This is a genomic window from Corynebacterium sp. CQ3829_602738 (genome assembly GCF_054478435.1).
This window is the reverse complement of sequence record NZ_CM137003.1, coordinates 1,392,336-1,414,994: the sequence shown is the minus strand read 5'-3', so window position 1 is coordinate 1,414,994 and position 22,659 is coordinate 1,392,336. Positions and strand designations below refer to the sequence as shown.

The 22,659-nt window shown below is 65.8% G+C and carries 19 protein-coding genes; 14 read left to right on the top strand and 5 right to left on the bottom strand.

What is annotated here, in order from left to right:
* Positions 1-69: 69 nt before the first annotated feature.
* On the top strand, positions 70-2,394 hold the full coding sequence (locus ACX1NL_RS06845) for a bifunctional metallophosphatase/5'-nucleotidase (protein ID WP_458897715.1): 2,325 nt from the start codon (positions 70-72) through the stop codon (positions 2,392-2,394).
* 225 nt (positions 2,395-2,619) lie between these two features.
* On the opposite strand, the gene ACX1NL_RS06840 is transcribed toward ACX1NL_RS06845, so the two are convergent.
* Complete coding sequence (locus ACX1NL_RS06840; RefSeq protein ID WP_070843972.1) at positions 2,620-2,919, bottom strand: hypothetical protein; 300 nt, start codon at positions 2,917-2,919, stop codon at positions 2,620-2,622.
* A gap of 142 nt (positions 2,920-3,061) precedes the next feature.
* Positions 3,062-4,021, bottom strand: coding sequence for a peptidylprolyl isomerase (locus tag ACX1NL_RS06835; protein ID WP_458897714.1), 960 nt, complete (start codon positions 4,019-4,021; stop codon positions 3,062-3,064).
* Positions 4,022-4,126: 105 nt separating this feature from the next.
* Between ACX1NL_RS06835 and ACX1NL_RS06830 the strand changes: the two genes are divergently transcribed.
* Together ACX1NL_RS06830 and hisS are read left to right on the top strand one after the other, a co-directional pair.
* On the top strand, positions 4,127-4,762 hold the full coding sequence (locus ACX1NL_RS06830; protein ID WP_181888526.1) for an MBL fold metallo-hydrolase: 636 nt from the start codon (positions 4,127-4,129) through the stop codon (positions 4,760-4,762).
* A gap of 47 nt (positions 4,763-4,809) precedes the next feature.
* The gene (hisS, locus tag ACX1NL_RS06825) at positions 4,810-6,096 is read left to right on the top strand and encodes a histidine--tRNA ligase (protein WP_458897713.1); all 1,287 of its coding nucleotides are present in this window, start codon (positions 4,810-4,812) and stop codon (positions 6,094-6,096) included.
* A gap of 3 nt (positions 6,097-6,099) precedes the next feature.
* Here hisS and ACX1NL_RS06820 read toward each other — a convergent pair whose 3' ends face one another.
* From ACX1NL_RS06820 to ypfJ, 3 genes are read right to left on the bottom strand one after another with little or no spacing between them, the layout of a single operon-like run.
* Positions 6,100-7,494 carry an L-serine ammonia-lyase gene (locus ACX1NL_RS06820; RefSeq protein WP_458897712.1) on the bottom strand — a complete coding sequence of 465 codons (1,395 nt, stop codon included), beginning with the start codon at positions 7,492-7,494 and terminating at the stop codon, positions 6,100-6,102.
* A 54-nt stretch (positions 7,495-7,548) separates the two neighbouring features.
* On the bottom strand, positions 7,549-8,271 hold the full coding sequence (locus ACX1NL_RS06815) for a CBS domain-containing protein (RefSeq protein ID WP_458897711.1): 723 nt from the start codon (positions 8,269-8,271) through the stop codon (positions 7,549-7,551).
* Positions 8,272-8,324: 53 nt separating this feature from the next.
* On the bottom strand, positions 8,325-9,248 hold the full coding sequence (gene ypfJ, locus ACX1NL_RS06810) for a KPN_02809 family neutral zinc metallopeptidase (protein ID WP_458897710.1): 924 nt from the start codon (positions 9,246-9,248) through the stop codon (positions 8,325-8,327).
* 157 nt (positions 9,249-9,405) lie between these two features.
* On the opposite strand from ypfJ, the gene aspS reads away from it, so the two are divergent.
* The 11 genes from aspS to aroB all read left to right on the top strand — a co-directional run bounded on the left by aspS (position 9,406) and on the right by aroB (position 22,659).
* Positions 9,406-11,226: an aspartate--tRNA ligase gene (gene aspS, locus ACX1NL_RS06805; protein WP_458897709.1), complete on the top strand. Its 1,821-nt coding sequence runs from the start codon at positions 9,406-9,408 to the stop codon at positions 11,224-11,226.
* A 7-nt stretch (positions 11,227-11,233) separates the two neighbouring features.
* Complete coding sequence (locus ACX1NL_RS06800; protein ID WP_458897708.1) at positions 11,234-12,496, top strand: protein kinase family protein; 1,263 nt, start codon at positions 11,234-11,236, stop codon at positions 12,494-12,496.
* Positions 12,497-12,507: 11 nt separating this feature from the next.
* Complete coding sequence (locus ACX1NL_RS06795) at positions 12,508-13,869, top strand: replication-associated recombination protein A (protein ID WP_458897707.1); 1,362 nt, start codon at positions 12,508-12,510, stop codon at positions 13,867-13,869.
* 73 nt (positions 13,870-13,942) lie between these two features.
* On the top strand, positions 13,943-16,606 hold the full coding sequence (gene alaS, locus ACX1NL_RS06790; protein WP_239306404.1) for an alanine--tRNA ligase: 2,664 nt from the start codon (positions 13,943-13,945) through the stop codon (positions 16,604-16,606).
* Positions 16,607-16,752: 146 nt separating this feature from the next.
* Positions 16,753-17,241, top strand: coding sequence for a Holliday junction resolvase RuvX (gene ruvX / locus ACX1NL_RS06785; protein ID WP_181888518.1), 489 nt, complete (start codon positions 16,753-16,755; stop codon positions 17,239-17,241).
* Positions 17,242-17,264: 23 nt separating this feature from the next.
* Entirely contained in the window at positions 17,265-18,392 is a 1,128-nt protein-coding gene (locus tag ACX1NL_RS06780; RefSeq protein ID WP_239306448.1) for an endolytic transglycosylase MltG, read from the top strand.
* 3 nt (positions 18,393-18,395) lie between these two features.
* On the top strand, positions 18,396-19,214 hold the full coding sequence (locus ACX1NL_RS06775) for a shikimate dehydrogenase (protein WP_181888516.1): 819 nt from the start codon (positions 18,396-18,398) through the stop codon (positions 19,212-19,214).
* Positions 19,215-19,224: 10 nt separating this feature from the next.
* A complete protein-coding gene (locus tag ACX1NL_RS06770; protein ID WP_458897706.1) occupies positions 19,225-19,650 on the top strand; it encodes a prepilin peptidase in 426 nt (141 codons plus the stop codon).
* 37 nt (positions 19,651-19,687) lie between these two features.
* Positions 19,688-20,911 (top strand): chorismate synthase, encoded by a 1,224-nt coding sequence (aroC, locus tag ACX1NL_RS06765; protein WP_301613159.1) that lies wholly within the window; start codon positions 19,688-19,690, stop codon positions 20,909-20,911.
* Between the two features lie 191 nt (positions 20,912-21,102).
* Positions 21,103-21,582: a shikimate kinase gene (locus ACX1NL_RS06760; RefSeq protein WP_236883491.1), complete on the top strand. Its 480-nt coding sequence runs from the start codon at positions 21,103-21,105 to the stop codon at positions 21,580-21,582.
* Between the two features lie 24 nt (positions 21,583-21,606).
* On the top strand, positions 21,607-22,659 hold the full coding sequence (gene aroB, locus ACX1NL_RS06755; RefSeq protein WP_458897705.1) for a 3-dehydroquinate synthase: 1,053 nt from the start codon (positions 21,607-21,609) through the stop codon (positions 22,657-22,659).

The following is a 22,659-nucleotide window of genomic DNA, read 5'->3' as shown; positions in this document are numbered from 1 at the left end:
TGCGCTGCGGAGTGGAGGAGTAAGGGATACAAGGGAGGGACACCATCCCCCGACACCGAGGAGTCTCCCGTGTTTGATTTCCGTCGCGCTGGCGCCCTGATCGCCGCAACCACCACGACCGCAGTTGTGCTCACCGCAGCACCGTTCGCTGCAGCAGCTGAGGCTGACCAGGTCACCATCAACGTTGCCAACATCACCGACTTCCACGGTCGCCTGAAGTACAACCCGTCCACGACCACGGTGAAGGACGCCGCAGGCAACCCGGTCCTCGACGAGAATGGCAAGGAAGTCAAGGAAATCACCCCGAAGGCCGGCGACGAGATGGGTGCCGCCAATGTCGCGGGCATCATGAACTACCTGCGTGAGCAGAACCCGAACACCATCGTCACCACCTCCGGTGACAACCAGGGTGGCTCGGCGTTCGTTTCCTTCATCTCCGACGACAAGTACACGATGGACTTCATCAAAGCCATCGGCACCGACGGCTCCGCTGTGGGCAACCACGAGTTCGATAAGGGCTACCAGGACCTGATCGACCGCATCGTTCCGGGCACCAATGACAAGCAGCTCGGCGCGAACATCTTCGTTGATGGCGAGCAACCGGTGAAGCCGTACACCATCGTGGAGAAGGAGGGCGTGAAGGTTGCCCTGGTGGGCACGACCTCCAACCTCACCCCGGAAAAGTCCAGCCCGGCCAACGTTGCGGGTGTGAAGTTCACGGATTCCGCCGAGCAGGTCAACGTCGAGGCCAAGAAGCTCAAGGAGTCCGGCAAGGCTGACCTCGTCATCGCTCTGATTCACGATCCGGCCCACACCAGCGCACCGAAGCTCGACGCGAAGTACGTCGATTTCGTATTCGGTGGCGATGACCACATCAAGCGCCTGGAGCTCGACCGCGACGGCAAGGTTCCGTACGCGCAGTCCCACGAGTACGGCAAGGTCGTCACCGATATTGCTTTCACCTACGATAAGGCCGAGAAGAAGCTCGTCGAGGTCGACGGTCGCCAGATCGAGGCGTCGCAGCTCGAGGAGCTCGGCATCACCCCTGATGCCGAGGTTGAGAAGATCGTTGCAGAGGCAGACAAGATTGCCAGCGAGCTCGGCCAGAAGGTCGTCGCCAACATCGCCGCCGACTTCAAGCGTGGCTCCAATCCGGAGGATAAGCCAGGCTCCAACCGCGGCACCGAGTCCACCGCGAACAACATGCTGGCGCAGTCCGCCGTCGCTGCGCTTTCCGCATTCCTCGACACCGAGATCGACTTCGGTGTGATGAACGCCGGCGGTGTTCGTGCGGACCTGACCAAGGGCGATGTGACCTACGAACAGGCCGCCACCGTCCAGCCGTTCGGCAACAACATCGCTGTTGCCAAGCTGTCCGGCGCCGCCATCAAGGAAGCGTTGGAGAATCAGTGGCAGACCCCGGAGGTTGCAGCAAAGTCGGGTCGCCCGCGTTTGGACATGGGCCTGTCCGACAACGTGTCCTACACGTACAACCCGAACGCTGAGCGTGGCAACCGCATCCTGGACATCCAGATCAACGGCGAGTCCGTGGATCCGGAGAAGGACTACACCGTTGCAGCGTCGACCTTCCTGCTCGACGGTGGCGACGCCCTGATCAACGCTGACGAAGTCCGCGACCGCAACGATGTGGGCTACAACGATCTGCAGGCATTTGTGGACTACCTGCAGACCGGCGACGCCCAGGTCCGTGAGGGCCAAAAGGACGTCGGCGTGGTGCTCCCGGAGGGCGGTCTGAAGGCTGGCCAGAAGAACACCATCGAGCTGACCTCCCTGAGCTACTCCTCCGAGGGCGAGGCGCAGGCTGAGACCGTCACCGCGAAGGTGGGCGAGGCAACGGCTACCGCCGACGTCGACAACGCGGTCACCGACGCCGACAAGGGCTTAGGCGAGCAGGGCCGCGCAAAGATTGAGCTGGAGATCCCGGCGGGCGTGTCCGGCGAGCAGACCCTGGAGATCACCACCGACAAAGGCACCAAGGTGTCCTTGCCGGTAACTGTTGCCGAGGCTGAAAAGCCGGCTCCGGAAGAGAAGCCGACCGAGGAGCAGAAGCCGGCTCCGGAAGAGAAGCCGACCGAGGAGCAGAAGCCGGCTCCGGAAGAGAAGCCGACCGAGGAGCAGAAGCCGGCTCCGGAAGAGAAGCCGACCGAGGAGCAGAAGCCGACCGAGGAGCAGAAGCCGGCTCCGGAAGAGAAGCCGACCGAGGAGCAGAAGCCGACCGAGGAGCAAAGCTCCGCTTCTTCCTCCTCCGACGCTCCGATTGGCGTCATTCTCGGCATCATCGCCGCTGTCCTGGCTCTCGTGCTGCCGCTGGCGCTGGCGTTCCCGATTGACTCCGTGCTTGGCCCGATCGCGCTGCTGAACAACAACAAGTAGGACGAGCACGATCCTGACCTGATAGAGGCTGCACGCGACAACGCCGCCGTTTCCCGCGAGGGGGAGCGGCGGCGTCGCCGTTGGCGCGGTCGTGGGGCTGGAACGAAAAGAACCGGCTACCTAGAGCCGGTTACCAACGGAAATTTTCGCTGGTAGCCGGTAGTAGGTAGCCGGTTGTGTTTTGCGCAGCGGCGCGAGTGTGCCCCGTGCGAGAACGCGGTGGCTCTAACGCGCGAACTTAGACGCGATGGACAGCACCTGGGTGAGCATGCCGATGATCGCGGTGACCACGGCGATCCAGCTCTTCAGCTCCTCCGGGCTCATGTCCTCGATAGAGGAGCCCTCTTCACTCGAGGAGGACAGGCTGTCCTTGATGGTCCTCTTGTCGGAGTCCTTGCCGCCGGAGTCCTTGGACTTGCTCTCTGCGGTGTCGTTGACCGTCGGAGCTGCGTCGGCGACTGCGGCGCCAGAAACCATGACCGCGGTGGCGGTTGCTGCCGCTGCAAGGCTGGTGCGAAGCTTCATCGAATTTTCCTCACTCGTAAAAATGTGTGTGCTTCTCGGAATGCTATCGGGTGCGCTGGTAGAGCGCTACCTAGGACAGTAAGCTCTGAGGCGATTCCCAGAGCTACGTCGCTTCAACGGGCTGAAGCGTTACTGCCCGCTGCTACTTCACGGTCGCCTTCTTGATACGGACCTCGTCTGCCGGGGCGCCGTCCTGTTCGCCGCCCTCGACGCCGGCCTCGGCAATCTTGTCCAAGGTGGAAAGGCCTTCGTCGTCGATGTGGCCGAAGTAGGTGTACAGCGGCGGCAGCACGGAGTCGCCGTAGTTGAGGAAGAACTGGGAGCCGTTGGTGTCCACGCCGGCGTTCGCCATAGCGATGGTGCCGCGGTCGTAACGCTGCGGCTGGCTGTTCTGCTGCAGCATCATCGTCTTGGCCTGCATCATCTCTTCCTCGGACGCGCCTTCTGGGATGCCCGCCTCAGACAGGTCGATGCCCTCGAGCGCCTGGTCGGTGGGCAGCTCGTTTGCGAACTGGAAGCCCGGGCCGCCGGCGCCGGTGCCGGCGCGGTCGCCGCACTGCAGCACCTTCAGGCCGTCACCGGTGGTCAAGCGGTGGCAGACAGTGTCGTTGTAGAAGCCTTCCTCGGCGAGGTACTCGACGGCGTTGACGGTGCACGGGGAGGCCGCACGGTCCAGCTCCATGCCGATGGGGCCCTGGTTGGTGTCCAGCTCGACGGTGACGGTGCCCTCGGTGGACACACCCTCGGTCTTCGGGGTGCCGACACCGTCGCCGCCTTGCTCCTGGGCCTCGTTGTAGTTGCAGTTCACCGTCGCCGGCAGCGCCTGCTCGCGCTTGGTGGCGATCGGCTCGAACTTCGACGAGTCGAACGGCTCCTGCTCCTCGGTGGTGGCCTCGGACGCGGCGGTGGATTCGGAGGCGGCGAGGTCCTCGCCGCTGTCGTTGTTGGCCGCGAAGTAGATGCCGCCGCCGATCAGCGCGATGACGGCCGCGGAGATCGCCGCCACCGACCACGGGCGGGACTTCTCCTTGCGGTCGCGCGAATCCAGCTCGCTCTTCAGGTGGGACAGGGCTTCCTTGCCGCGCTTTTCGTTCGATGCCACTGGGGTTTACACCTCGCCAATTTGTCGGGATGGGCGGAGTAGACGTCGATAAGCATCCGCCCTTGAACGGCTAGAAAGCCTATCAGCACCGTTATAGTGGCCAGCATGAGAATCGCCGGTTTCGCAGCAGGACCTTTTCAAACCAACTGCTATGTCGTTGCCAACGGGGATCGCGCGTTTGTGATCGATCCGGGGCTGGGCGCGCATGAAGCGGTGAGCCAGATGGCGCAGGAGCAGGGGCTGAACGTGGAGGCGGTGGTGCTCACGCACGGCCACATCGACCACATCCGCGACGCCGCCGCGTTCGGGGTGGAGACGTTTGTCCACCCAGCGGACGCGTTCATGCTGCTGCGCGGCGAGGGGGTGAGCGAGCAGGCGCGCCAGCTTTACGACGCCTCCGCCATGCCCCCAATCGACAATCCGACGCCACTTGAGGACGGGCAGACGCTGACCGTGGCAGGAGTGGACCTGCGGATCGTGCACGCACCGGGGCACTCGCCGGGCTGCGTGATGCTGGTTGCGGACGAGGTGGTTTTTTCCGGCGACGTGCTGTTCCGCGGATCGATTGGCCGCACGGACCTGCCGGACTCGGACCCGGCGCAGATGCAGGAGAGCCTCCGCGGGCCGGTGTGGGACTTGGACGACGAGCTGCAGGTGCTGCCCGGCCACGGTCCCGCCACGACCGTTGCACAGGAGCGCGCAACCAACCCGTACCTGCGCCAGGCCAACGCCGACCGCTAATCGGGCACTCGTCCCGGGCGAGGTTGCCTGCACTAGACTTGCGCGGTGTGAGCGAGAACAAGAACGACCAGTTTCAGAAGCTTTCCGCCCCGAAAGGCGTGCCGGACTACGTGCCGCCGCAATCGGCGGCGTTTATCCATGTGCGCGACGAGTTCGCCCGCCAGGCGCGCATCGCCGGCTACCAGCACATTGAGTTGCCGGTGTTCGAGGACACGACGCTGTTTGCCCGCGGTGTGGGCGAGTCCACGGACGTGGTGAGCAAGGAGATGTACACCTTCGAGGACCGCGGCGGCCGTTCCGTCACGCTGCGTCCGGAGGGCACCGCAGGCGTGATGCGCTCCTTCATCGAGCACAACATGGACCGTGGCTACCTGCCGGTGAAGCTGAACTACTACGGCCCGTTCTTCCGTTACGAGCGCCCCCAGGCCGGCCGGTACCGCCAGCTGCAGCAGGTGGGCGTTGAGGCCATCGGCATGGACGATCCGTTGCTGGACGCTGAGGTCATCGCGCTGGCGGACCGCAGCTACCGCGCCATCGGCTTAAGCGGGTTCCGTCTGGAGCTGACCAGCCTCGGCGACAGGAACTGCCGCCCGGAGTACCGGGAGAAGCTGCAGGAGTTCCTCTTCGACCTGCCGTTGGATGAGGAGACCCGCAAACGCGCAGAGCTCAACCCGCTGCGCGTGCTGGACGATAAGCGCGAAGAGGTCCGGGAGATGACCGCGGATGCGCCGCTGATGCTGGACCACCTCTGCGACGAGTGCCGTGCCCACTTCGAGGCCGTCACCGCTGCGTTGGACAGCTTCGGCGTGCCGTACGTGATCAACCCCCGCATGGTGCGCGGCCTGGACTACTACACCAAGACCACCTTCGAGTTCGTCCACGACGGCCTGGGCGCGCAGTCCGGCATCGGCGGCGGCGGCCGCTACGACGGCCTGATGGCCCAGATCGGCGGCCCGGACCTGTCGGGCATCGGCTACGGCCTCGGCGTGGACCGCGCCGTGCTCGCGCTTGAGGCAGAAGGCGTGGAGTTGGACGAGGCGGCACACCGCGTGGACGTCTTCGGCATCGCCATCGGCGACGAGGCTCGCGTGAAGATGAGCAAACTTATCGACGAGCTCCGCGCCGCCGGCGTGTCCGCCGACATGTCCTACGGGCAGCGCGGACTCAAGGGCTCGATGAAGGGCGCCGACCGCGCCGGCGCGAGGTACGCGCTCGTGCTCGGCGAGCGTGAGCTGGAAGCCGGCGAGGTGGCGGTGAAGAACCTCGCGGAACACTCGCAGGAGTCCGTGGAGCTTTCTGTCCAGGCGGTGACTCAGGCGGTCACGGGAGCCTAGCTTCTAGCACTCGGTGATGTTCACCGGCAGGCCCAACTGCACCGCCAGGCCGCCCATGGACGTCTCCTTGTACTGCGTCATCATGTCGCGGCCGGTGGCGGCCATGGTCTCCACCACGTCATCGAGGGTGACGATGTTGGTGCCGTCGCCCAGCTTGGCCAGGCGCGCCGCGTTGATGGCCTTCACGCCGCCGATGGCGTTGCGCTCGATGCAGGGCACCTGCACGAGGCCGCCGACGGGGTCGCAGGTCAGGCCCAGGTTGTGCTCGAGGGCAATCTCGGCGGCGTTTTCCACCTGGGCAGGCGTGCCTCCGAGGGCGGCGCACATGCCTGCGGCAGCCATGGAAGACGCGGAGCCGACCTCGCCCTGGCAACCGACCTCAGCGCCGGAGATCGACGCGTTGGTCTTGATGATCGAGCCGACCGCGCCGGCAGTGAGCAAAAATTCGCGGGCGCGCTCGCCGGTGAAATCGTCGGTGAAGTCGCGGCAGTAGTGCATCACCGCGGGGATGATGCCGGCCGCGCCGTTCGTTGGCGCGGTGACAACCTGGCCGTGCGCGGCGTTTTCCTCGTTGACAGCCAACGCGTAGAGGTTGACCCACTCCATTGCGTCCAGCCCGCGCGCAGTGGAAGCTTCGTATTCGGCGGTGAGCAGGCGGTGGAGGCGGTTCGCGCGCCGCTTGACGTTCAACCCGCCGGGCAGCGTGCCATCCGTCTTCAAGCCATGTGCGACGCATTCCTGCATCACGTTCCACACCGCGTCCAGGTGAGCGTCGAGCTTCTCGCTGCCGTGGATGGACTCCTCGTTGGCGCGCATGATCTCTGCGATGGTCAGGCCGGTCTCGTCGCAACGCTGCATGAGTTCGGCCGCGGTGTCGAAGGGGTAAGGCACAGACGGGATGTCGCGCGCCGCCGCGACGCCGGATTCGTCGCGGTGCGCCTCCATCTCCCAGCGGTCCTGAATAAACCCGCCGCCGACGGAGTAGTAGTCCTCGCGCTCTGCGAGCACGTTGCCGTCTGCATCCCACGCGTCGAAAATGAGGCAGTTCGGATGTGCGGCGACAGGAGCAGGGTCGAACCTGAGCTCGTATTCAACGGTGCCGATGGGCCCGGAAACGGTGCCGGTGGAGGGAATCGGCTCACCCGGCTTCGGCGCAATATCGGCAGACGTGGTGGTGGGGGTGTAGCCGACCAGGCCCAAGAGGGCAGCGCGGTCGGTGCCGTGGCCGACGCCGGTGGCTGCCAGGGAGCCGCGCAATTCAACAAGCACCTTGGCTGGGTAGGTGTCGAGTTTGTCAATGAATGCTTGGGCCGCGCGCATCGGGCCCACAGTGTGGGACGACGAGGGGCCGATACCAATACTGAACAGGTCGACAACGCTCACAAAGTTTGCAGACATGCCGGGGATACTACAGCACGAAAAGGTGCGCGGCGCCACAGGAAAAGCGGTGCTTTACGCTTCCTGGGCGAGGGCCGGAATGTCGGTCGCACCCAGCACCGACAGCGGCTTCTGAGTGGGCTTTCCGTGCTCTGTGATGATGGCGAGGCGGGGGACCGCGCCGGAGGCAAGCGGTGTGCTCAGCGCCTCGACCGCGGCTGCGGCGGTGACGGTGCGCGGCAGAAAAATCGGCTGGTCCAATTTGCCGCTGTGGTCGAGCACCTCGGCCACGGTGCCTGCCGCAATCGTGTCGTCGTCACGCAGCTCCGCCGCCAGCCACCGCGCAATCGCGTTGGTGGTGAGCAAACCGACGCACTCGCCACCGTCGTAGACCGGGAACTGGGCGAGCCCTTGCGAGGCGATGGTGTCCAACGGCTCGTGGATGTCGGTGTCGGGGGAGAAGGTGACCACCTGCTGGTGCTCAATGACGTCTAAGGCCAGCGTCGGGGCGAGCAGGGAATCCCGGATCCGCTCGATCTCGGCGACGGTTTCCGGCAGTGGCTCGGCGATCGGGCGCAGGTTGTCGTACTCGCCGTGGCTGATCGCGTTGCGCAGATCCGCGAACTCCTGCAGCGTCTCAGACTGCTCGAGCGTGATGACTCCCTTCTTCGCCGCCAGCCTGGTCATCCAGGAAAACGAATCGGACCGTTTGGCATCGAGTTCACTGCGCAAGAACTTCTCAATGGAGTTGAACGCAGCAAGAAACGGCACGGCGCGGTTGGGCTCAGCATTGCTCATGCCGGCCACTGTAGCGCCGTGCCGTTTCGAAAGCGGTGCGGAACAGAGGCGGTTTAGCTCTTGTACACGCCGCGGTTGAGCGTGTCGCAGGACGACATCTGGCCGGATTCGTAGCCGGACTTGAACGCCTGCATGCGCTGCTCCGACGAGCCATGCGTCCACGCGTCCGGATCGACTTCGCCGCCGGAGCGCTTCTGAATGTTGTCGTCGCCGATGGACTGCGCGGATTGCAGAGCCTGCTGCAGCTGCTCGTCGGTGATCGGCTCCAGAGCGGCGTTGTCACCCTTGGAGGCGTGGTGCGCCCACAGGCCCGCGTAGCAGTCGGCCTGCAGCTCGATTGCCACCGCGGCGGAATCCTGGCCCGGATTCTTGTAGTCGCTTAGGCCCAGGGTGCCCTCAAGGTTCTGGATGTGGTGGCCGTACTCGTGCGCGGTGGCGTACTCCTGCGCCAGCGGCCCGTTAGAGCCGCCGAGCTGCGACAGCTGGTCGAAGAAGCTCACGTCCAGATAGGCGGTTTTGTCTTGCGGGCAGTAGAACGGGCCGGTGTCCGAACTGGCGTAACCGCAACCAGAGTTCACGCTGCCCTTGAAGATGGTCATTTCCGGTTTGGTGAACTGGGTGTCGGACTGCGCCGGCAAAATATCTGCCCAGATGGCGTTTAGCGATCCCATAGTCGCAGCTGCCCGGCAGTCGTCGTACTCGTTGGAGGAACCTGCTTCCTGGCAGTGCTCCAGGGAGTATTCGCCCTGGGACTGCGACTGGGAGTCGCCCCCTCCGCCGAGAATGCCGTCAAACGCGCCGCTGAAGTACAGCAGCGCCAGCAGGACCAAAATGATGGTTCCGCCGCCGCCTCCGCGCAGCAGGAGCGGCAGCAACATCATCGCGCCGTTGCCTAAGCCGCCGCCTCCGCGGCCGCCGCCGGAGCTGGTATTGACGTTGCCGCCTTGGCCCTGTGCGTAATCGCCTCTGAAAGTCATGGCCAGAATTGTGCCAAATAACTAGGGCACGTGTGGGATCTGGGTCGGTTGGCGCCTGTGTCGCCCCATCAGCGAGAGGGGCCGGGCGCACTGCGACGAGACGGCGGGTAAACTTTTACAGGTTAGATTTGCCATCACGTGGAAGGACGTGGATACCTTGCTGCGCACTCACCTTGCGGGGAACCTGAATAAAGAACTGGACGGCCAAACTGTCACGCTCACCGGCTGGGTGGCCCGTCGTCGCGACCATGGCGGCGTGATCTTTATCGACCTGCGCGATCGCTCTGGCTTGGCCCAGGTGGTCTTCCGCGAGTCCGAGGTGGCCGAGGCTGCGCACGACCTGCGCAGCGAGTACGTCATCCAGGTCACCGGCACCGTCGAGCCGCGCCCGGAGGGGTCCGCCAACCCGAATTTGGCCTCCGGCGAGATTGAGGTCAACGTCACCGACTTGAAGGTGCTCAACAAGGCCGCGGCCCTGCCGTTCCAGATCGAGGACGCTTCCTCCAGCGAGGTCGGCGAGGAAGCCCGCCTGCGCTACCGCTACCTGGACTTGCGCCGCGAGCGCCAGGCGAGGGCGATTCGTCTTCGCGCGAAGGCGAACCAGGCTGCCCGCCGCGTGCTGGACAGCCACGACTTCACTGAGATTGAAACGCCGACGCTGACCCGTTCCACCCCGGAGGGCGCACGCGACTTCCTGGTGCCGGCTCGTTTGAAGCCGGGCTCCTGGTACGCCCTACCGCAGTCGCCGCAGCTGTTCAAGCAGCTGCTCATGGTGGCTGGCATGGAGCGCTACTACCAGCTGGCGCGCTGCTACCGCGACGAGGATTTCCGCGCGGACCGCCAGCCGGAGTTCACCCAGCTGGACGTTGAGGCCAGCTTCGTGGACCAGGACGACATCATCAAGCTCGCCGAGGAGATCTTGGTCGAGCTGTGGAAGCTGATCGGCTACGACATCCAGACGCCCATCCCGCGCATGACCTACAAGGAAGCGATGGAGAAGTACGGCTCCGACAAGCCGGACCTGCGCTTCGACATCCCGCTGGTGGAGTGCACCGAGTTCTTCAAGGACACCACCTTCCGCGTGTTCAAGGCCGAGTACGTCGGCGCTGTGGTCATGGACGGTGGCGCTTCCCAGCCGCGTCGCCAGCTCGACGCGTGGCAGGAGTGGGCGAAGCAGCGCGGCGCGAAGGGCCTGGCGTACATCCTCGTGCAGGAGGACGGCGAGCTGACCGGTCCGGTGGCCAAGAACATTACCGAAGAGGAGAAGGCCGACATTGCCGCGCACGTGGGCGCAAAGCCGGGCGACTGCATCTTCTTCGCGGCAGGTGAGACGAAGGCGTCCCGCGCGCTGCTGGGCGCAGCCCGCGGCGAGATCGCCCGGAAGCTGGACCTGATCAAGGACGGCGACTGGGCGTTCACCTGGGTCGTCGACGCGCCGCTGTTCGAGCCGGCCGCGGATGCGACGGCCTCCGGCGATGTCGCTCTCGGCCACTCCAAGTGGACCGCCGTCCACCACGCTTTCACCTCCCCGAAGCCGGAGTACCTGGACAACTTCGAGGAGAACCCGGGCGAGGCGCTCGCGTACGCCTACGACATTGTCTGTAACGGCAACGAGATCGGCGGCGGCTCGATCCGTATCCACGAGCACGACGTGCAGAAGCGCGTGTTCGAGGTCATGGGCATCACCGACGAGGAAGCAGACGAGAAGTTCGGCTTCCTGCTGGACGCCTTCCAGTACGGTGCCCCGCCGCACGGCGGCATCGCCTTCGGCTGGGACCGCATCGTGTCCCTGCTCGGCGGCTTTGAATCCATCCGCGACGTCATCGCCTTCCCGAAGTCGGGCGGCGGCGTGGATCCGCTGACGGATGCCCCGGCGCCGATCCCGGCGGAGCAGCGCAAGGAGACCGGCGTGGACTTCAAGCCGAAGAAGGACGCCGAAGCACAGGGCGGCGAGGCCGGAGCCGGCGACGAAAAGTAGGCCAGCGATGGGCGATACGCAGGAGATCATCCGCGCAGCCGCCGACATTCTGACCAAGCGTTACGGCGGCGAGCAGCAGCTTGTCGACGTCGAGCGGCTCAACGGGTCCGGCCTGGCGGACGTGTTCCGGGCGAGGGTGGTGAACAACCCGTTTTTCCAGCACCGTTCGGTGGTGGTGAAGCACTCGCCGGCTACTGGCGACGAGCTGGCGGATGCGGCGTTTCTGCGCGAGACTGTGGCCTACCAGTTCGCCACCTCTCTGAGTGAAGATGCGCGCCCGGGCCCGGTGTTGCTGGGCTACGACACTGCGCAGCGCATCCTGATCATCTCGGATTTGGGCGACGGTCGAACGCTCGCGGACCTGTTGCAGGACGTCGACGCGGACACGCACGTTGATCTTCTCCGCCGGCTCGGCCGGGCGCTGGGCAAGATGCACGCGGGCACCGCGGACGACGAAGACGCGTTCAATGTGCTGTTTCAGCGCATGACGCGTTCGCGGAAGAACTCGGCGAACCTGCAGCTTTTGCGTGACCGCCTGCTGTCGCACCGCATCCGTATCGGCGTGGAGTTCCTGGAGCGGGCTGGAATCGACATTCCTGGCGAGGTCCGCTTCGCCGCCACGAACGTGCTTACCCGGCTACTGCGCGGCGGGATGCGTGCGTTCACCCCGTTCGACTTGACGCCGGACAACATCATCCAAACCGGCAACTCGTTCCATTTCCTGGACTACGAGTGGGCGGGTTACAGGGACGTCACGTTCGATGTGGCGTTTGTGGTTGCCCGCTTCCCGGTGTTTCTCGCGGCGCAGCCGTTCAACGCCGCCGCCACCGAGGCGTTCATCGACGCGTGGGTGAGCGAGGTGCGCGGCATCTGGCCGAGCGTGGAGCACCCGGATACGTTGCAGGCGCGGATTACTGCGGGGCTCATCGGCTGGGCGATGAGTAGCGTGGCCATGCTGGATCCGGTGAGCCCAGCCGAGTTGGTGGAACACGACGCCAAGCTCAAGGAGGACTTCGAGGCCGCTGGCCTTGACGTGTCCGACCTGGGTCCGTTGGAAGCGAGCGCCGAAACCGAAGAACACTCTGCGGACTACGCCGGAGATGTGCTGCGGCCGCACTCGCAGGGGCCGTTTACCGCCGATGAGGCGCTGGTGCGCCGGGACTTGCGCGAGACGTTCGAGTCCCTCGCCGCGTTCGCGGGCACCGGCAAGGACCCCGCGTACCGCACGATAAGCGAGTTCGCGCAAACGCTGGCTGAGCGCTTGCGCTAAGAGAGGTGCGCGTGGAACAAGAGGGACTATTCGCTGCCGCAGGCGGCAACAACAGCCGCGGCGATTCCGGCAACCGCGGCACCGCCTTTTTTGAGGCTGGGGCGTCCGCGCCGTTGGCCGCGCGCATGCGGCCGCGGACCCTCGACGAGATCGCGGGCCAGCGGCACCTGCTCAGCGAGGGCAAGCCACTTCGCAGACTTATCGACGGCTCCGGCGCCGCCTCGGTTATCCTCTACGGCCCGCCGGGGACCGGCAAAACCACCATCGCATCGCTGATCGCGTCTGCGATGGGGCAGAGTTTTGTCGCGCTTTCGGCGCTGTCCTCCGGGGTAAAGGAAGTCCGTGCCGTCATCGACGAAGCACGGCGAGACCTGATCCGCGGGGAGAAGACGGTGCTGTTCATCGACGAGGTGCACCGTTTTTCCAAGACGCAGCAGGATGCGCTGCTCGCCGCCGTGGAAAACCGCACCGTGCTGCTTGTCGCGGCGACCACGGAAAACCCGAGCTTCAGCGTGGTTGCGCCGCTTTTGTCGCGCTCGCTGCTGCTGAAGCTGGAGTCCCTCGATGCGGAGGACTTGGGCAGGGTGCTCGACCGGGCGATGGCGGACGAGCGCGGATTCAACGGCGCATTCAAGCTTGACGACGCCGCACGGGACCAACTTGTCCTCCTCGCCGGCGGCGATGCACGCCGCGCGCTGACCTACTTGGAGGCCGCGGCCGAAGCGGTGCAGCCGGGGGAGACAATCACCGTCGACACTGTCAAGGAAAACGTCAACCGTGCGGTAGTGCGCTACGACCGCGACGGCGACCAGCACTACGACATCGTCAGCGCGTTCATCAAATCCATCCGCGGCTCCGACGTGGATGCCGCACTGCACTATCTCGCGCGGATGATCGAGGCGGGGGAGGACCCACGGTTTATCGCCCGGCGCCTTGTCATCCACGCATCCGAAGATATCGGCATGGCGGACCCGACCGCGCTGCAGACCGCCAACGCGGCGGCGAACGCAGTGCAGTTCATCGGCATGCCGGAAGGCAGGCTGGCGCTCGCGCAGGCGACGATTCATTTGGCCACGGCACCGAAGTCGCCCTCGGTGATCCAGTCGATCGACCGGGCCTTGGCGGACGTGCGCGCGGGACACGCCCCGCCGGTGCCGGCGCACCTGCGTGACGGGCACTACGAAGGGGCGAAGGCCATGGGCAATGCGGTGGGCTATGTCTATCCGCATGATGATCCTTTGGGCGTCGTGAAGCAGCAGTACATGCCCGACGGCCTCGAAGATGCTGTGTATTACGAACCCACCGACCACGGGGCGGAGCGGCGCATCAAGGACTACATCGGGCGGCTGAGGAACCTCGTCCGCGGGCGGTGACACCGGGCGGCGTCGAGGCGCGGGGTAGAGTAAGCGCGGATAAAAACCGGCGCTGCTGAAAGGACAATCACGCGTGCAGACCCATGAGATCCGAGAGCGGTTCACCAACCACTTCGTCGAGGCGGGACACACCCCGGTGCCCAGCGCTCCGCTGATTCTGGACGATCCGACGCTGCTGTTCGTCAACGCCGGCATGGTGCCGTTCAAGCCGTACTTTTTGGGCGACCAGACTCCGGATTTCGCAAACGGCACCGCCACATCCATCCAGAAGTGCGTGCGCACCCTGGACATCGAGGAAGTGGGCATCACCACCCGCCACAACACGTTTTTCCAGATGGCCGGCAACTTCTCCTTCGGCCAGTACTTCAAGGAAGGCGCGATCACGCACGCCTGGACCCTGCTCACCGGCGCTGTCGAGGACGGCGGGCTGGGCCTGGACCCGGAGCGCCTGTGGGTGACCGTCTACTTGGAAGACGACGAGGCCGCCTCGATCTGGCGCGACAAGATCGGCATTCCGGAAGAGCGGATCCAGCGCATGGGCATGGAAGACAACTTCTGGTCCATGGGTATCCCCGGCCCCTGCGGCCCGTGCTCGGAGATCTACTACGACCGCGGCCCGGAATACGGCGTCGAGGGCGGCCCGGTCGCCGACGACAACCGCTACATGGAGATCTGGAACCTCGTGTTCATGGAGTCCATCCGCGGCGAGGGCGACAAGAAGGGCAACTTCGATATCGTCGGTGAGCTGCCGCAGAAGAACATCGATACCGGCATGGGCATCGAGCGCGTCGCTTGCATCCTGCAGGGCGTGGACAACGTCTACGAGACCGACCTTTTGCGCCCCGTCATCGATGCTGCTGTGGAGCTGACCGGCGCGAAGTACGACGCCGGAAACAAGGACGACGACGTGCGCTTCCGCGTCGTCGCCGACCACGCACGTACCGGCATGATGATCATCCTCGACGGCGTGACCCCGTCCAACGAGGGCCGCGGCTACATCCTGCGCCGTCTGCTGCGCCGCATCATCCGCTCCGCGCGCCTGCTGGGCGCGACCGGCCCGGTCATGGAGACGCTGATGAACACCATCATGGACACGATGACCCCGTCGTTCCCGGAGATCGCCGACAACCGCGAGCGCATCCTGCGCGTGGCGGTAGCCGAGGAGAAGGCGTTCTCCAAGACACTTGAGGCGGGCACCTCGCGTTTCGACGAAGCCGCCTCCGCCGTCTCCGCATCCGGCGCCAAGGTCCTGCCGGGCGCGCAAGCCTTCGAGCTGCACGACACCTACGGTTTCCCGATCGACCTGACCGTGGAGATGGCCCGCGAGGCTGGCCTGGACGTGGACATGGACGCCTTCAACGCCGCTATGCAGGAGCAGCGCGAGCGCGCCAAGGCCGACAACAAGGCGAAGAAGCACCGCAACGTGGACGAGTCGCTCTACCGCGAGTGGGTGGACGCGAACCCGACCGAGTTCGTGGGCTACGACCAGCTCACCCACGACGCGAAGGTGATCGGCCTGGTGCGCGGCGGCGAGAAGGTCGGCGAGGTCGCCCAAGGCGACGAGGTCGAGGTCATCCTGGATGTGACCCCGATGTACGCGGAGTCCGGCGGCCAGATGGCCGACCGCGGCCGCCTGCTCATGGGCGACACCATCCTCAACGTCAACGACGTGCAGCGAGTGGGCAAGAAGCTGTGGCTGCACAAGGCCACGGTGCAAAACGGCGGGCTCGATCTGGGCTCCACCGTCACCGCCGAGGTGGACGAGGCGTGGCGCCACGGCGCGCGCCAGGCGCACTCCGCGACCCACCTGATCCACGCCGCGATCCGCCAGGTGCTCGGCCCCACCGCAGTCCAGGCTGGTTCCTTGAACAAGCCGGGTTACCTGCGCTTCGACTTCAACTACACCGACCAGCTCACGGACGGGCAGCTCGAGGAAATCGCCACCATCACCAACCAGGCGGTGGACGCGGACTTCGCGGTCAACACCATTGAGACCTCTCTGGACCATGCGAAGGAGATGGGCGCGATGGCGCTGTTCGGCGAGAGCTACGGCGACACCGTGCGCGTGGTGGAGATCGGCGGGCCGTTCTCCATCGAGCTGTGCGGCGGCACTCACGTCGAGCATGCCTCGCAGATCGGCCCGGTGGCCGTCCTCGGCGAATCCTCCGTCGGCTCCGGCGCCCGCCGCATCGAGGCGTACTCCGGCATGGACTCCTTCAAGTTCCTGTCCAAGGAGGCCGCGCTCGCGTCCGGCCTGGCTGCGGAGCTGAAGGCACCGACCGAGGAGCTGCCGGACCGGATCGCCCAGTTGACCGAGCGCCTGCGCGCGGCCGAGAAGGAGATTGAGAACCTGCACCGTCAGCAGCTTCTGGCCTCGACTGCCAACCTGGCGGATGAGGCGCAGACGCTCGGCGTGCACCGAGTCGTCGCAAAGCAGCTGCCCGAAGGTATCACCACCGGCGACCTGCGCACGATTGCCAACGACCTGCGGGGCAAGCTGCAGGCAGAAGACGCAGTGATCGTGCTGCTGTCCCAGGTGGACGGCAAGGTGTCGCTGGCCGCAGCCGCGACGCCGCAGGCCGTTCAGTCCGGCGTGAAGGCCGGCGACCTGGTCAAGCTGATCGGCCAGTACGTCGACGGCAAGGGCGGCGGAAAGCCGGACCTGGCGCAGGGCACCGGCGCGAACCCGGCCGGAATCGAGGACGCGCTGCGCGCAGTGCGTGAGTCGCTCGCCTGAAAACCAGCGCTGTAATGCGTGACACGCCGAAGAAGCGCCCCGCCGGTTCCACAGGAAACGGTTAGGTTTAACTAAGGCCAGTTAACCGCCCCGCCGGTAACCGGTCTGTTGTTTACGTAGCCGTCGAAGGTGGAAAGGACACACGGATGAAGGTGCAGCCAGACACCCCGGGGGTTGACGACCCGGGGCAGGGCCGCCGCATCGGCATCGATGTGGGCACCGTCCGCATCGGCGTGGCCTCCTCCGACAAGGACGCGACGCTGGCCACCCCGGTGGAAACGGTCCGCCGGGTCACCGGGTTCAAGGACCGCGACGGCGAAGACATCGAGCGTTTGCTTGAGCTTATCGACGAGCTCGACGCCGTGGAGGTCGTTGTCGGACTGCCGTCGAACCTCAACGGCGACGGCTCCAAGAGCGTCAAGCACGCGAAAGAAATCGCGTTCCGCATCAAGCGGCGCAGCGACGTGCCGGTGAAAATGGCGGACGAGCGACTGACCACGGTCGCCGCCACGCACGCGCTGCGAGCTTCAGGCGTGCGCGAAAAGGACGCGCGCGCCGTGATCGACCAGGCGGCGGCGGTGGAGATTCTGCAATCATGGCTGGACGGCCGCAAGAACTACCTCAAGGAGATTTAACCGTGACCCCACGACAGGCCGCCATGCGGCGCACACGCAGCACCGCAGTGCTGGTTGCTTCGCTCCTGCTGATCATCGGCTTGATCGCCTGGATCGCCATCGCCCGCGGCAACAACGTGTCGGATTACGAGGGCACGGGCAACGGCGAGGAGCAGGTAGTGCAGATCAAGGAGGGCGCAAGCCTGTCCGCGCTCGGCCCGGAGCTGGAAGAGCGCGGCATCGTCGCCTCCGACAACGCATTCCAGACTGCTGCGGCGAACAACCAAAACGCCGACAACATCCAGCCCGGTTTCTACCGCCTGCAGGGGGAGATGAGCGCCGAGTCCGCCGTGGAGGCGCTGCTCGACCCGAAGCAACGCGTCACGCCGCTGCAGGTTTACGGCGGCGCGACCTTGATGGACATCAACATCCTCGGCGGGCAGAAGCGCCTGGGCATCCTCACCATGATTCAGCAGTCCGCGTGCGGCGAGAAGCCAGCATCTGATTGCGTGAATCTGGAGGATCTGAACAAGGTTGCGGCGGATGCAGATCCGGAAGCCCTCGGTGTGCCCGAGTGGGCGCGAGAAACGGTGGCCGGACGCGCAGGCGACGCGAAGCGTCTTGAGGGCCTGATCGCTCCGGGCGAGTACGTCATTGATCCGCACGCGAGCGCGGAGGAGATCCTGACTGACCTGATCACCCGGTCCGCCAAGCAGTACGAATCCACCGACATTGTCGGCCGCGCAAAGGCTGTCGGTCTGACCCCGTACGAATTGCTCACGGCGGCGTCGCTGGTTGAGCGCGAGGCTCCGGCCGGCGAGTTCGACAAGGTCGCGCGAGTGATCCTCAACCGTCTGGATGAGCCGATGCGCCTGGAGTTCGACTCCACGGTCAACTACGGCCTGCCGTCCGTCGAGGTCGCCACGACCGACGAGGACCGTGGTCGGGTGACCCCGTGGAACACCTACGCCATGGACGGTCTGCCGCAGACCCCGATCGCCTCTCCGTCGATCGAGGCCATCGAGGCGATGGAGCACCCGGCCGAGGGCAACTGGCTGTTCTTCGTCACCGTGGACAAAGACGGCACGACCATCTTCAACGACACCTTCGAGCAGCACCTCAACGACACCCAGCGTGCGGTGGACTCCGGCGTGCTGGACTCGCAGCGCTAGCTCATGGAGATCACCCACCGCGCAGCGGTCCTCGGCTCGCCCATCGCGCACTCGCTGTCTCCGGTGCTGCATGGCGCCGGGTACGAGGCGGCGGGCCTTGAGGGCTGGGAATATACCAGGATTCTCTGCCAGGCAGAGGAGCTTTCCCGGGTCGTGCGGGAATCCGGCGAGACCTACCGCGGCTTCTCGGTGACCATGCCGTGCAAGTTTGCGGCGCTGGATTTTGCGGACGAGGTGACTGAGCGCGCGCAACAGATCGGTTCCGCGAACACACTCACGCGTGTCGACGGCCACTGGCGCGCCGACAACACCGATTGCGAGGGCGCCCTAGTGGCGTTGAGGGAGCTGTTGGGGCACACCCTTCCGAAGCGCGCCGTGCTTGTCGGCGCCGGCGGCACCGCACGGGCGGTGATGTGGGCGCTGCGCGAGCTCGGCTGCGAACAGGTCACGGTGGTCAACCGTTCGGACCGTGCTGCTGAGTATGTGGAGCTGGCGCAGGGGATAGATGTGTCCTTCTGCACCTACGACGCTGACTTGGAGAGCGTGGCGCTGCAGGCCGATGTCGTCGCGTCCACTGTGCCCGCGGATGTGCTGGAGCAGCACGCTGAACAGCTCGGGCACGCTCCGGTGTTCGACGTGATCTACAACCCGTGGCCGACCCCGCTAGCGATTCGTGCCGCTTCGAACGGCTACCCGGTGGTGGGCGGGTTGTCCATGCTGGCGGGGCAGTCCTACGCCCAGTTCGAGCAGTTCACCGGCGTTGACGCTCCGCGCGAGGCGATGCGTGAGGCGCTGTTGCGCCATTGGGAGCAGTCCCACTAGTCTCGCCTGCATGGGGATCGGGGGATTCGCCGCCTATGCGGCAGGGGGAGTTTTTCTTGCGTGGTCGGCGCTGTTGGGGGCTTACGACATCCGCGAGCGCAGGTTGCCGGACCCGTTGACTGTCCCGCCTGCGGTGGCGGCTGCCATCGCGTGCGTGTGGCACCCGCCGTTGGCGTGGGGGCTGGTGTGGCCGGCGCTGTACCTTCTCGTGGGCCGCGGAATTGGCGGAGGAGACGTCAAGCTCGCGGTACCGCTCGGGGTGGCTTGCGCGGCCGTGGGAGGGCCCCTCGGCGTCGTCGCGGCGATTGGGCTATCGGGCCTGCTCAGTGTTGCTGTCGCTGTCGTTACGGGGATGCGCGCGGTGCCGCACGGGCCGTCGATGCTTGGAGCCGGATGGGTGCTGTTTCCTTTTTTGTGTATGTATTCGGGGGTTTGAGGGCCGAATTTGGCGAGGCTTGTGCAAGAATGTCGCCATGCTTCGTTGGACAACGGCCGGGGAGTCGCACGGCCAAGCCCTCATTGCGTTAGTGGAAAACGCGCCGGCTGGATTGCCGGTGCGCAAGGAAGACATCGCCCACCAGCTGGCGCGCCGCCGGCTCGGATACGGGCGTGGAGCACGCATGAAGTTCGAGGCCGATGAGCTTACGCTTCTCACCGGCGTGGTCCACGGGACCTCCATCGGCAGCCCCATCACCATTCAGATCGGCAACACCGAGTGGCCGAAGTGGACCACGATCATGTCCGCGGAACCAGTGGACATGGAGGACCCGGAGGTGGCGAAGGCCATGTCGTCCGGGCGCGGAGCGTCGCTGACCCGCCCGCGCCCGGGCCACGCAGACTTCGCGGGCATGATCAAGTACGGCTTCGACTCCGCCCGTCCGGTGCTCGAGCGCTCGTCCGCGCGCGAGACCGCGGCGCGCGTGGCGGCTGCGACTGTGGCCCGTAGCTTCCTGCGCGAAACCCTCGGTGTGGAGGTGTTCTCGCACGTGATCTCCATCGGCGAGTCCGCCCCGTACGCAGGGCCGCACCCGAGCTTCGAGGACATTGAGGCTATCGACGCCTCCCCGGTCCGCGCCTACGACAAAGAAGCGGAGGCGGACATGGTCGCCCGCATCGAGGCTGCGAAGAAGGACGGGGACACCCTCGGCGGCGTTGTCGAGGTCATCGTGGACGGTTTGCCGGTCGGCCTGGGCTCGCACGTCTCCGGCGAACGCCGCCTTGACGCGCGCCTGGCTGGCGCGCTGATGGGCATCCAGTCTGTGAAGGGTGTCGAGGTCGGCGACGGTTTCGAGGAGGCCCGCCGCCGGGGTTCGCAGGCGCACGACGAGATGGTGCGCGGGCAGGGCGGCGTGACACGTTCCACGAACCGTGCCGGCGGCCTCGAGGGCGGCATGACCAACGGCGAGCAGTTGCGTGTGCGTGCGGCCATGAAGCCGATTTCGACTGTCCCGCGCGCGCTGAAGACCGTGGACATGTCCACCGGGGAAGCCGCCACCGGCATTCACCAGCGTTCGGACGTGTGCGCGGTGCCCGCTGGTGGTGTCGTCGCTGAGGCGATGGTGGCGCTGGTGCTCGCGCAAGCAGTGTCGGAGAAGTTCGGCGGCGATACTGTGGATGAGGTTCGACGCAACGTGGAGGCGTACCGCGCGTACGCGGCGGACCGGCTCGCGTTCGCCCGAGAGGAGGATTTGGCATGACCACTCCGGCCGGGGCATCCCCGGCAGATATTGTCAACGATTTGGTGCACGGTCTCGCTCCGGAAGCCGCGCGCGCTGATGGCGCGGACAGCGCAACACCGTTCGACGAGAACGATGCGCCGAGTGCGACCGAACTCGTCACTGCGGCGCCTGCATTGGTGCACTCCGCGCCGCGTGTTGTGCTGGTGGGCATGCCGGGAGCGGGCAAGTCGACGATCGGCCGGCGGATCGCCAGCGCACTGAACCTGCCCATCGTGGACTCCGATCTCCTCATGGAGCAGGGCGAGGGCAAGGCCTGCGGCGAGTTGTACTCGGAGCTCGGCGAAGACGCCTTCCGCGAGCTCGAGGTGGGCTACGTGGCCCGCGCGCTCGCCACCGGCGGGGTGGTCAGCCTCGGCGGCGGCGCGATTGTCACCGAAGAGGTGCGCACGCTCCTGCAGCGCCACACCGTGGTGTGGATCGACGTCACCGCCGAGGAAGGAATTCGCCGCACGGCGGAGGATGCGTCGCGTCCGGTGCTCGACGGCGAGGACCGCGAACAGCGCTACCGGGACCTTTTGGAGCAGCGAGAGTCCTTCTACCGGGAGGTCTCCAGCTTCCGCGTGCGCACGGACGAGCGCCCACCGCAGCGTGTGGTGGCGGAAGTCCTCGGGTTCATTGACGTGGATTAGCCCTGCGGGAGAAAGGCGAGGCGCATGGCTGTAGTTGAGGTGACGGGGCAAAGCCCGTACGCGGTCAATATCGGGCGCGGCAACCTGGGCCAGGCGGCTCAGCGCGTCGCACAGGTCGGCGCGCGCCGCGCACTCGTCGTGCACCAGGTGCCGCTGGCTGATGCCGCAAGCGAGTTTGCGCAGCAGCTTGAGTCCGCCGGTGTGGAGCCGGTGGCGGTGTGCGTGCCGGATGCGGAAGCAGGCAAGGACCTGGCTGTGCTTTCCAGTCTGTGGGACACCCTCGGCGCGCACAGCTTTTCCCGCCAGGACGTCGTTGTCGGCCTCGGCGGCGGCGCAGTGACGGATCTCGCTGGCTTCGCCGCGGCGACGTGGATGCGCGGCATCAAGGTCGTGCAGGTGCCTACCACGCTTCTGGCCATGGTGGATGCGGCCGTCGGCGGCAAGACCGGCATCAACACGGCGGCGGGCAAGAATCTCGTCGGGGCGTTCCACGAGCCGGACAGCGTGTTTATCGACCTCGCCCGCATCGACACCCTTCCTGAGGCGGAAGTGGTCTCAGGCTCCGCCGAGCTGATCAAAACCGGCTTTATTGCGGACCCGCGCATTTTGGAGCTCTACCAGGACGGCGCCGAGCACCACTGGCCGGAGCTGGTGCGCCGTTCCGTGGCGGTGAAGGCGAATGTTGTCGGGCAGGACCTCAAGGAGTCCGGCCTGCGCGAGATTCTCAACTACGGCCACACCCTCGGCCACGCCATTGAACGCCGCGAGAACTACACCTGGCGCCACGGCAACGCGGTCGCGGTGGGCATGATGTTCGTCGCCCACCTGGCATTGGGCAGGAAGCTTATCGACGCATCCTTGGTCGCCCTCCACGAAGAAATCCTGACAAAGGCGGGCCTTCCCACCCGTTACGAGGCGGGCGCGTTCGACGAGCTGCACGACGCAATGCTGCTGGACAAGAAGAACCGCGACGGGCGTATCCGCTTCGTCGTCCTCGACGGGTTGGGCTCGGCCACCAGGCTGGAGGACGCGACGGTGGAGGAGATGCGCGCGACGTACGAGGCGATTTCGGAGTAG

Coding starts and splice junctions, on each gene's coding strand:
- ACX1NL_RS06840 (WP_070843972.1), bottom strand. CDS start 2,919: ATGAAGCTTCGCACCAGCCTTGCAGCGGCAGCAACCGCCACCGCGGTC.
- ACX1NL_RS06830 (WP_181888526.1), top strand. CDS start 4,127: ATGAGAATCGCCGGTTTCGCAGCAGGACCTTTTCAAACCAACTGCTAT.
- ACX1NL_RS06820 (WP_458897712.1), bottom strand. CDS start 7,494: ATGTCTGCAAACTTTGTGAGCGTTGTCGACCTGTTCAGTATTGGTATC.
- ACX1NL_RS06815 (WP_458897711.1), bottom strand. CDS start 8,271: ATGAGCAATGCTGAGCCCAACCGCGCCGTGCCGTTTCTTGCTGCGTTC.
- ypfJ (WP_458897710.1), bottom strand. CDS start 9,248: ATGACTTTCAGAGGCGATTACGCACAGGGCCAAGGCGGCAACGTCAAT.
- ACX1NL_RS06800 (WP_458897708.1), top strand. CDS start 11,234: ATGGGCGATACGCAGGAGATCATCCGCGCAGCCGCCGACATTCTGACC.
- ruvX (WP_181888518.1), top strand. CDS start 16,753: ATGAAGGTGCAGCCAGACACCCCGGGGGTTGACGACCCGGGGCAGGGC.
- ACX1NL_RS06780 (WP_239306448.1), top strand. CDS start 17,265: ATGCGGCGCACACGCAGCACCGCAGTGCTGGTTGCTTCGCTCCTGCTG.
- ACX1NL_RS06775 (WP_181888516.1), top strand. CDS start 18,396: ATGGAGATCACCCACCGCGCAGCGGTCCTCGGCTCGCCCATCGCGCAC.
- ACX1NL_RS06770 (WP_458897706.1), top strand. CDS start 19,225: ATGGGGATCGGGGGATTCGCCGCCTATGCGGCAGGGGGAGTTTTTCTT.
- aroC (WP_301613159.1), top strand. CDS start 19,688: ATGCTTCGTTGGACAACGGCCGGGGAGTCGCACGGCCAAGCCCTCATT.
- ACX1NL_RS06760 (WP_236883491.1), top strand. CDS start 21,103: ATGCCGGGAGCGGGCAAGTCGACGATCGGCCGGCGGATCGCCAGCGCA.
- aroB (WP_458897705.1), top strand. CDS start 21,607: ATGGCTGTAGTTGAGGTGACGGGGCAAAGCCCGTACGCGGTCAATATC.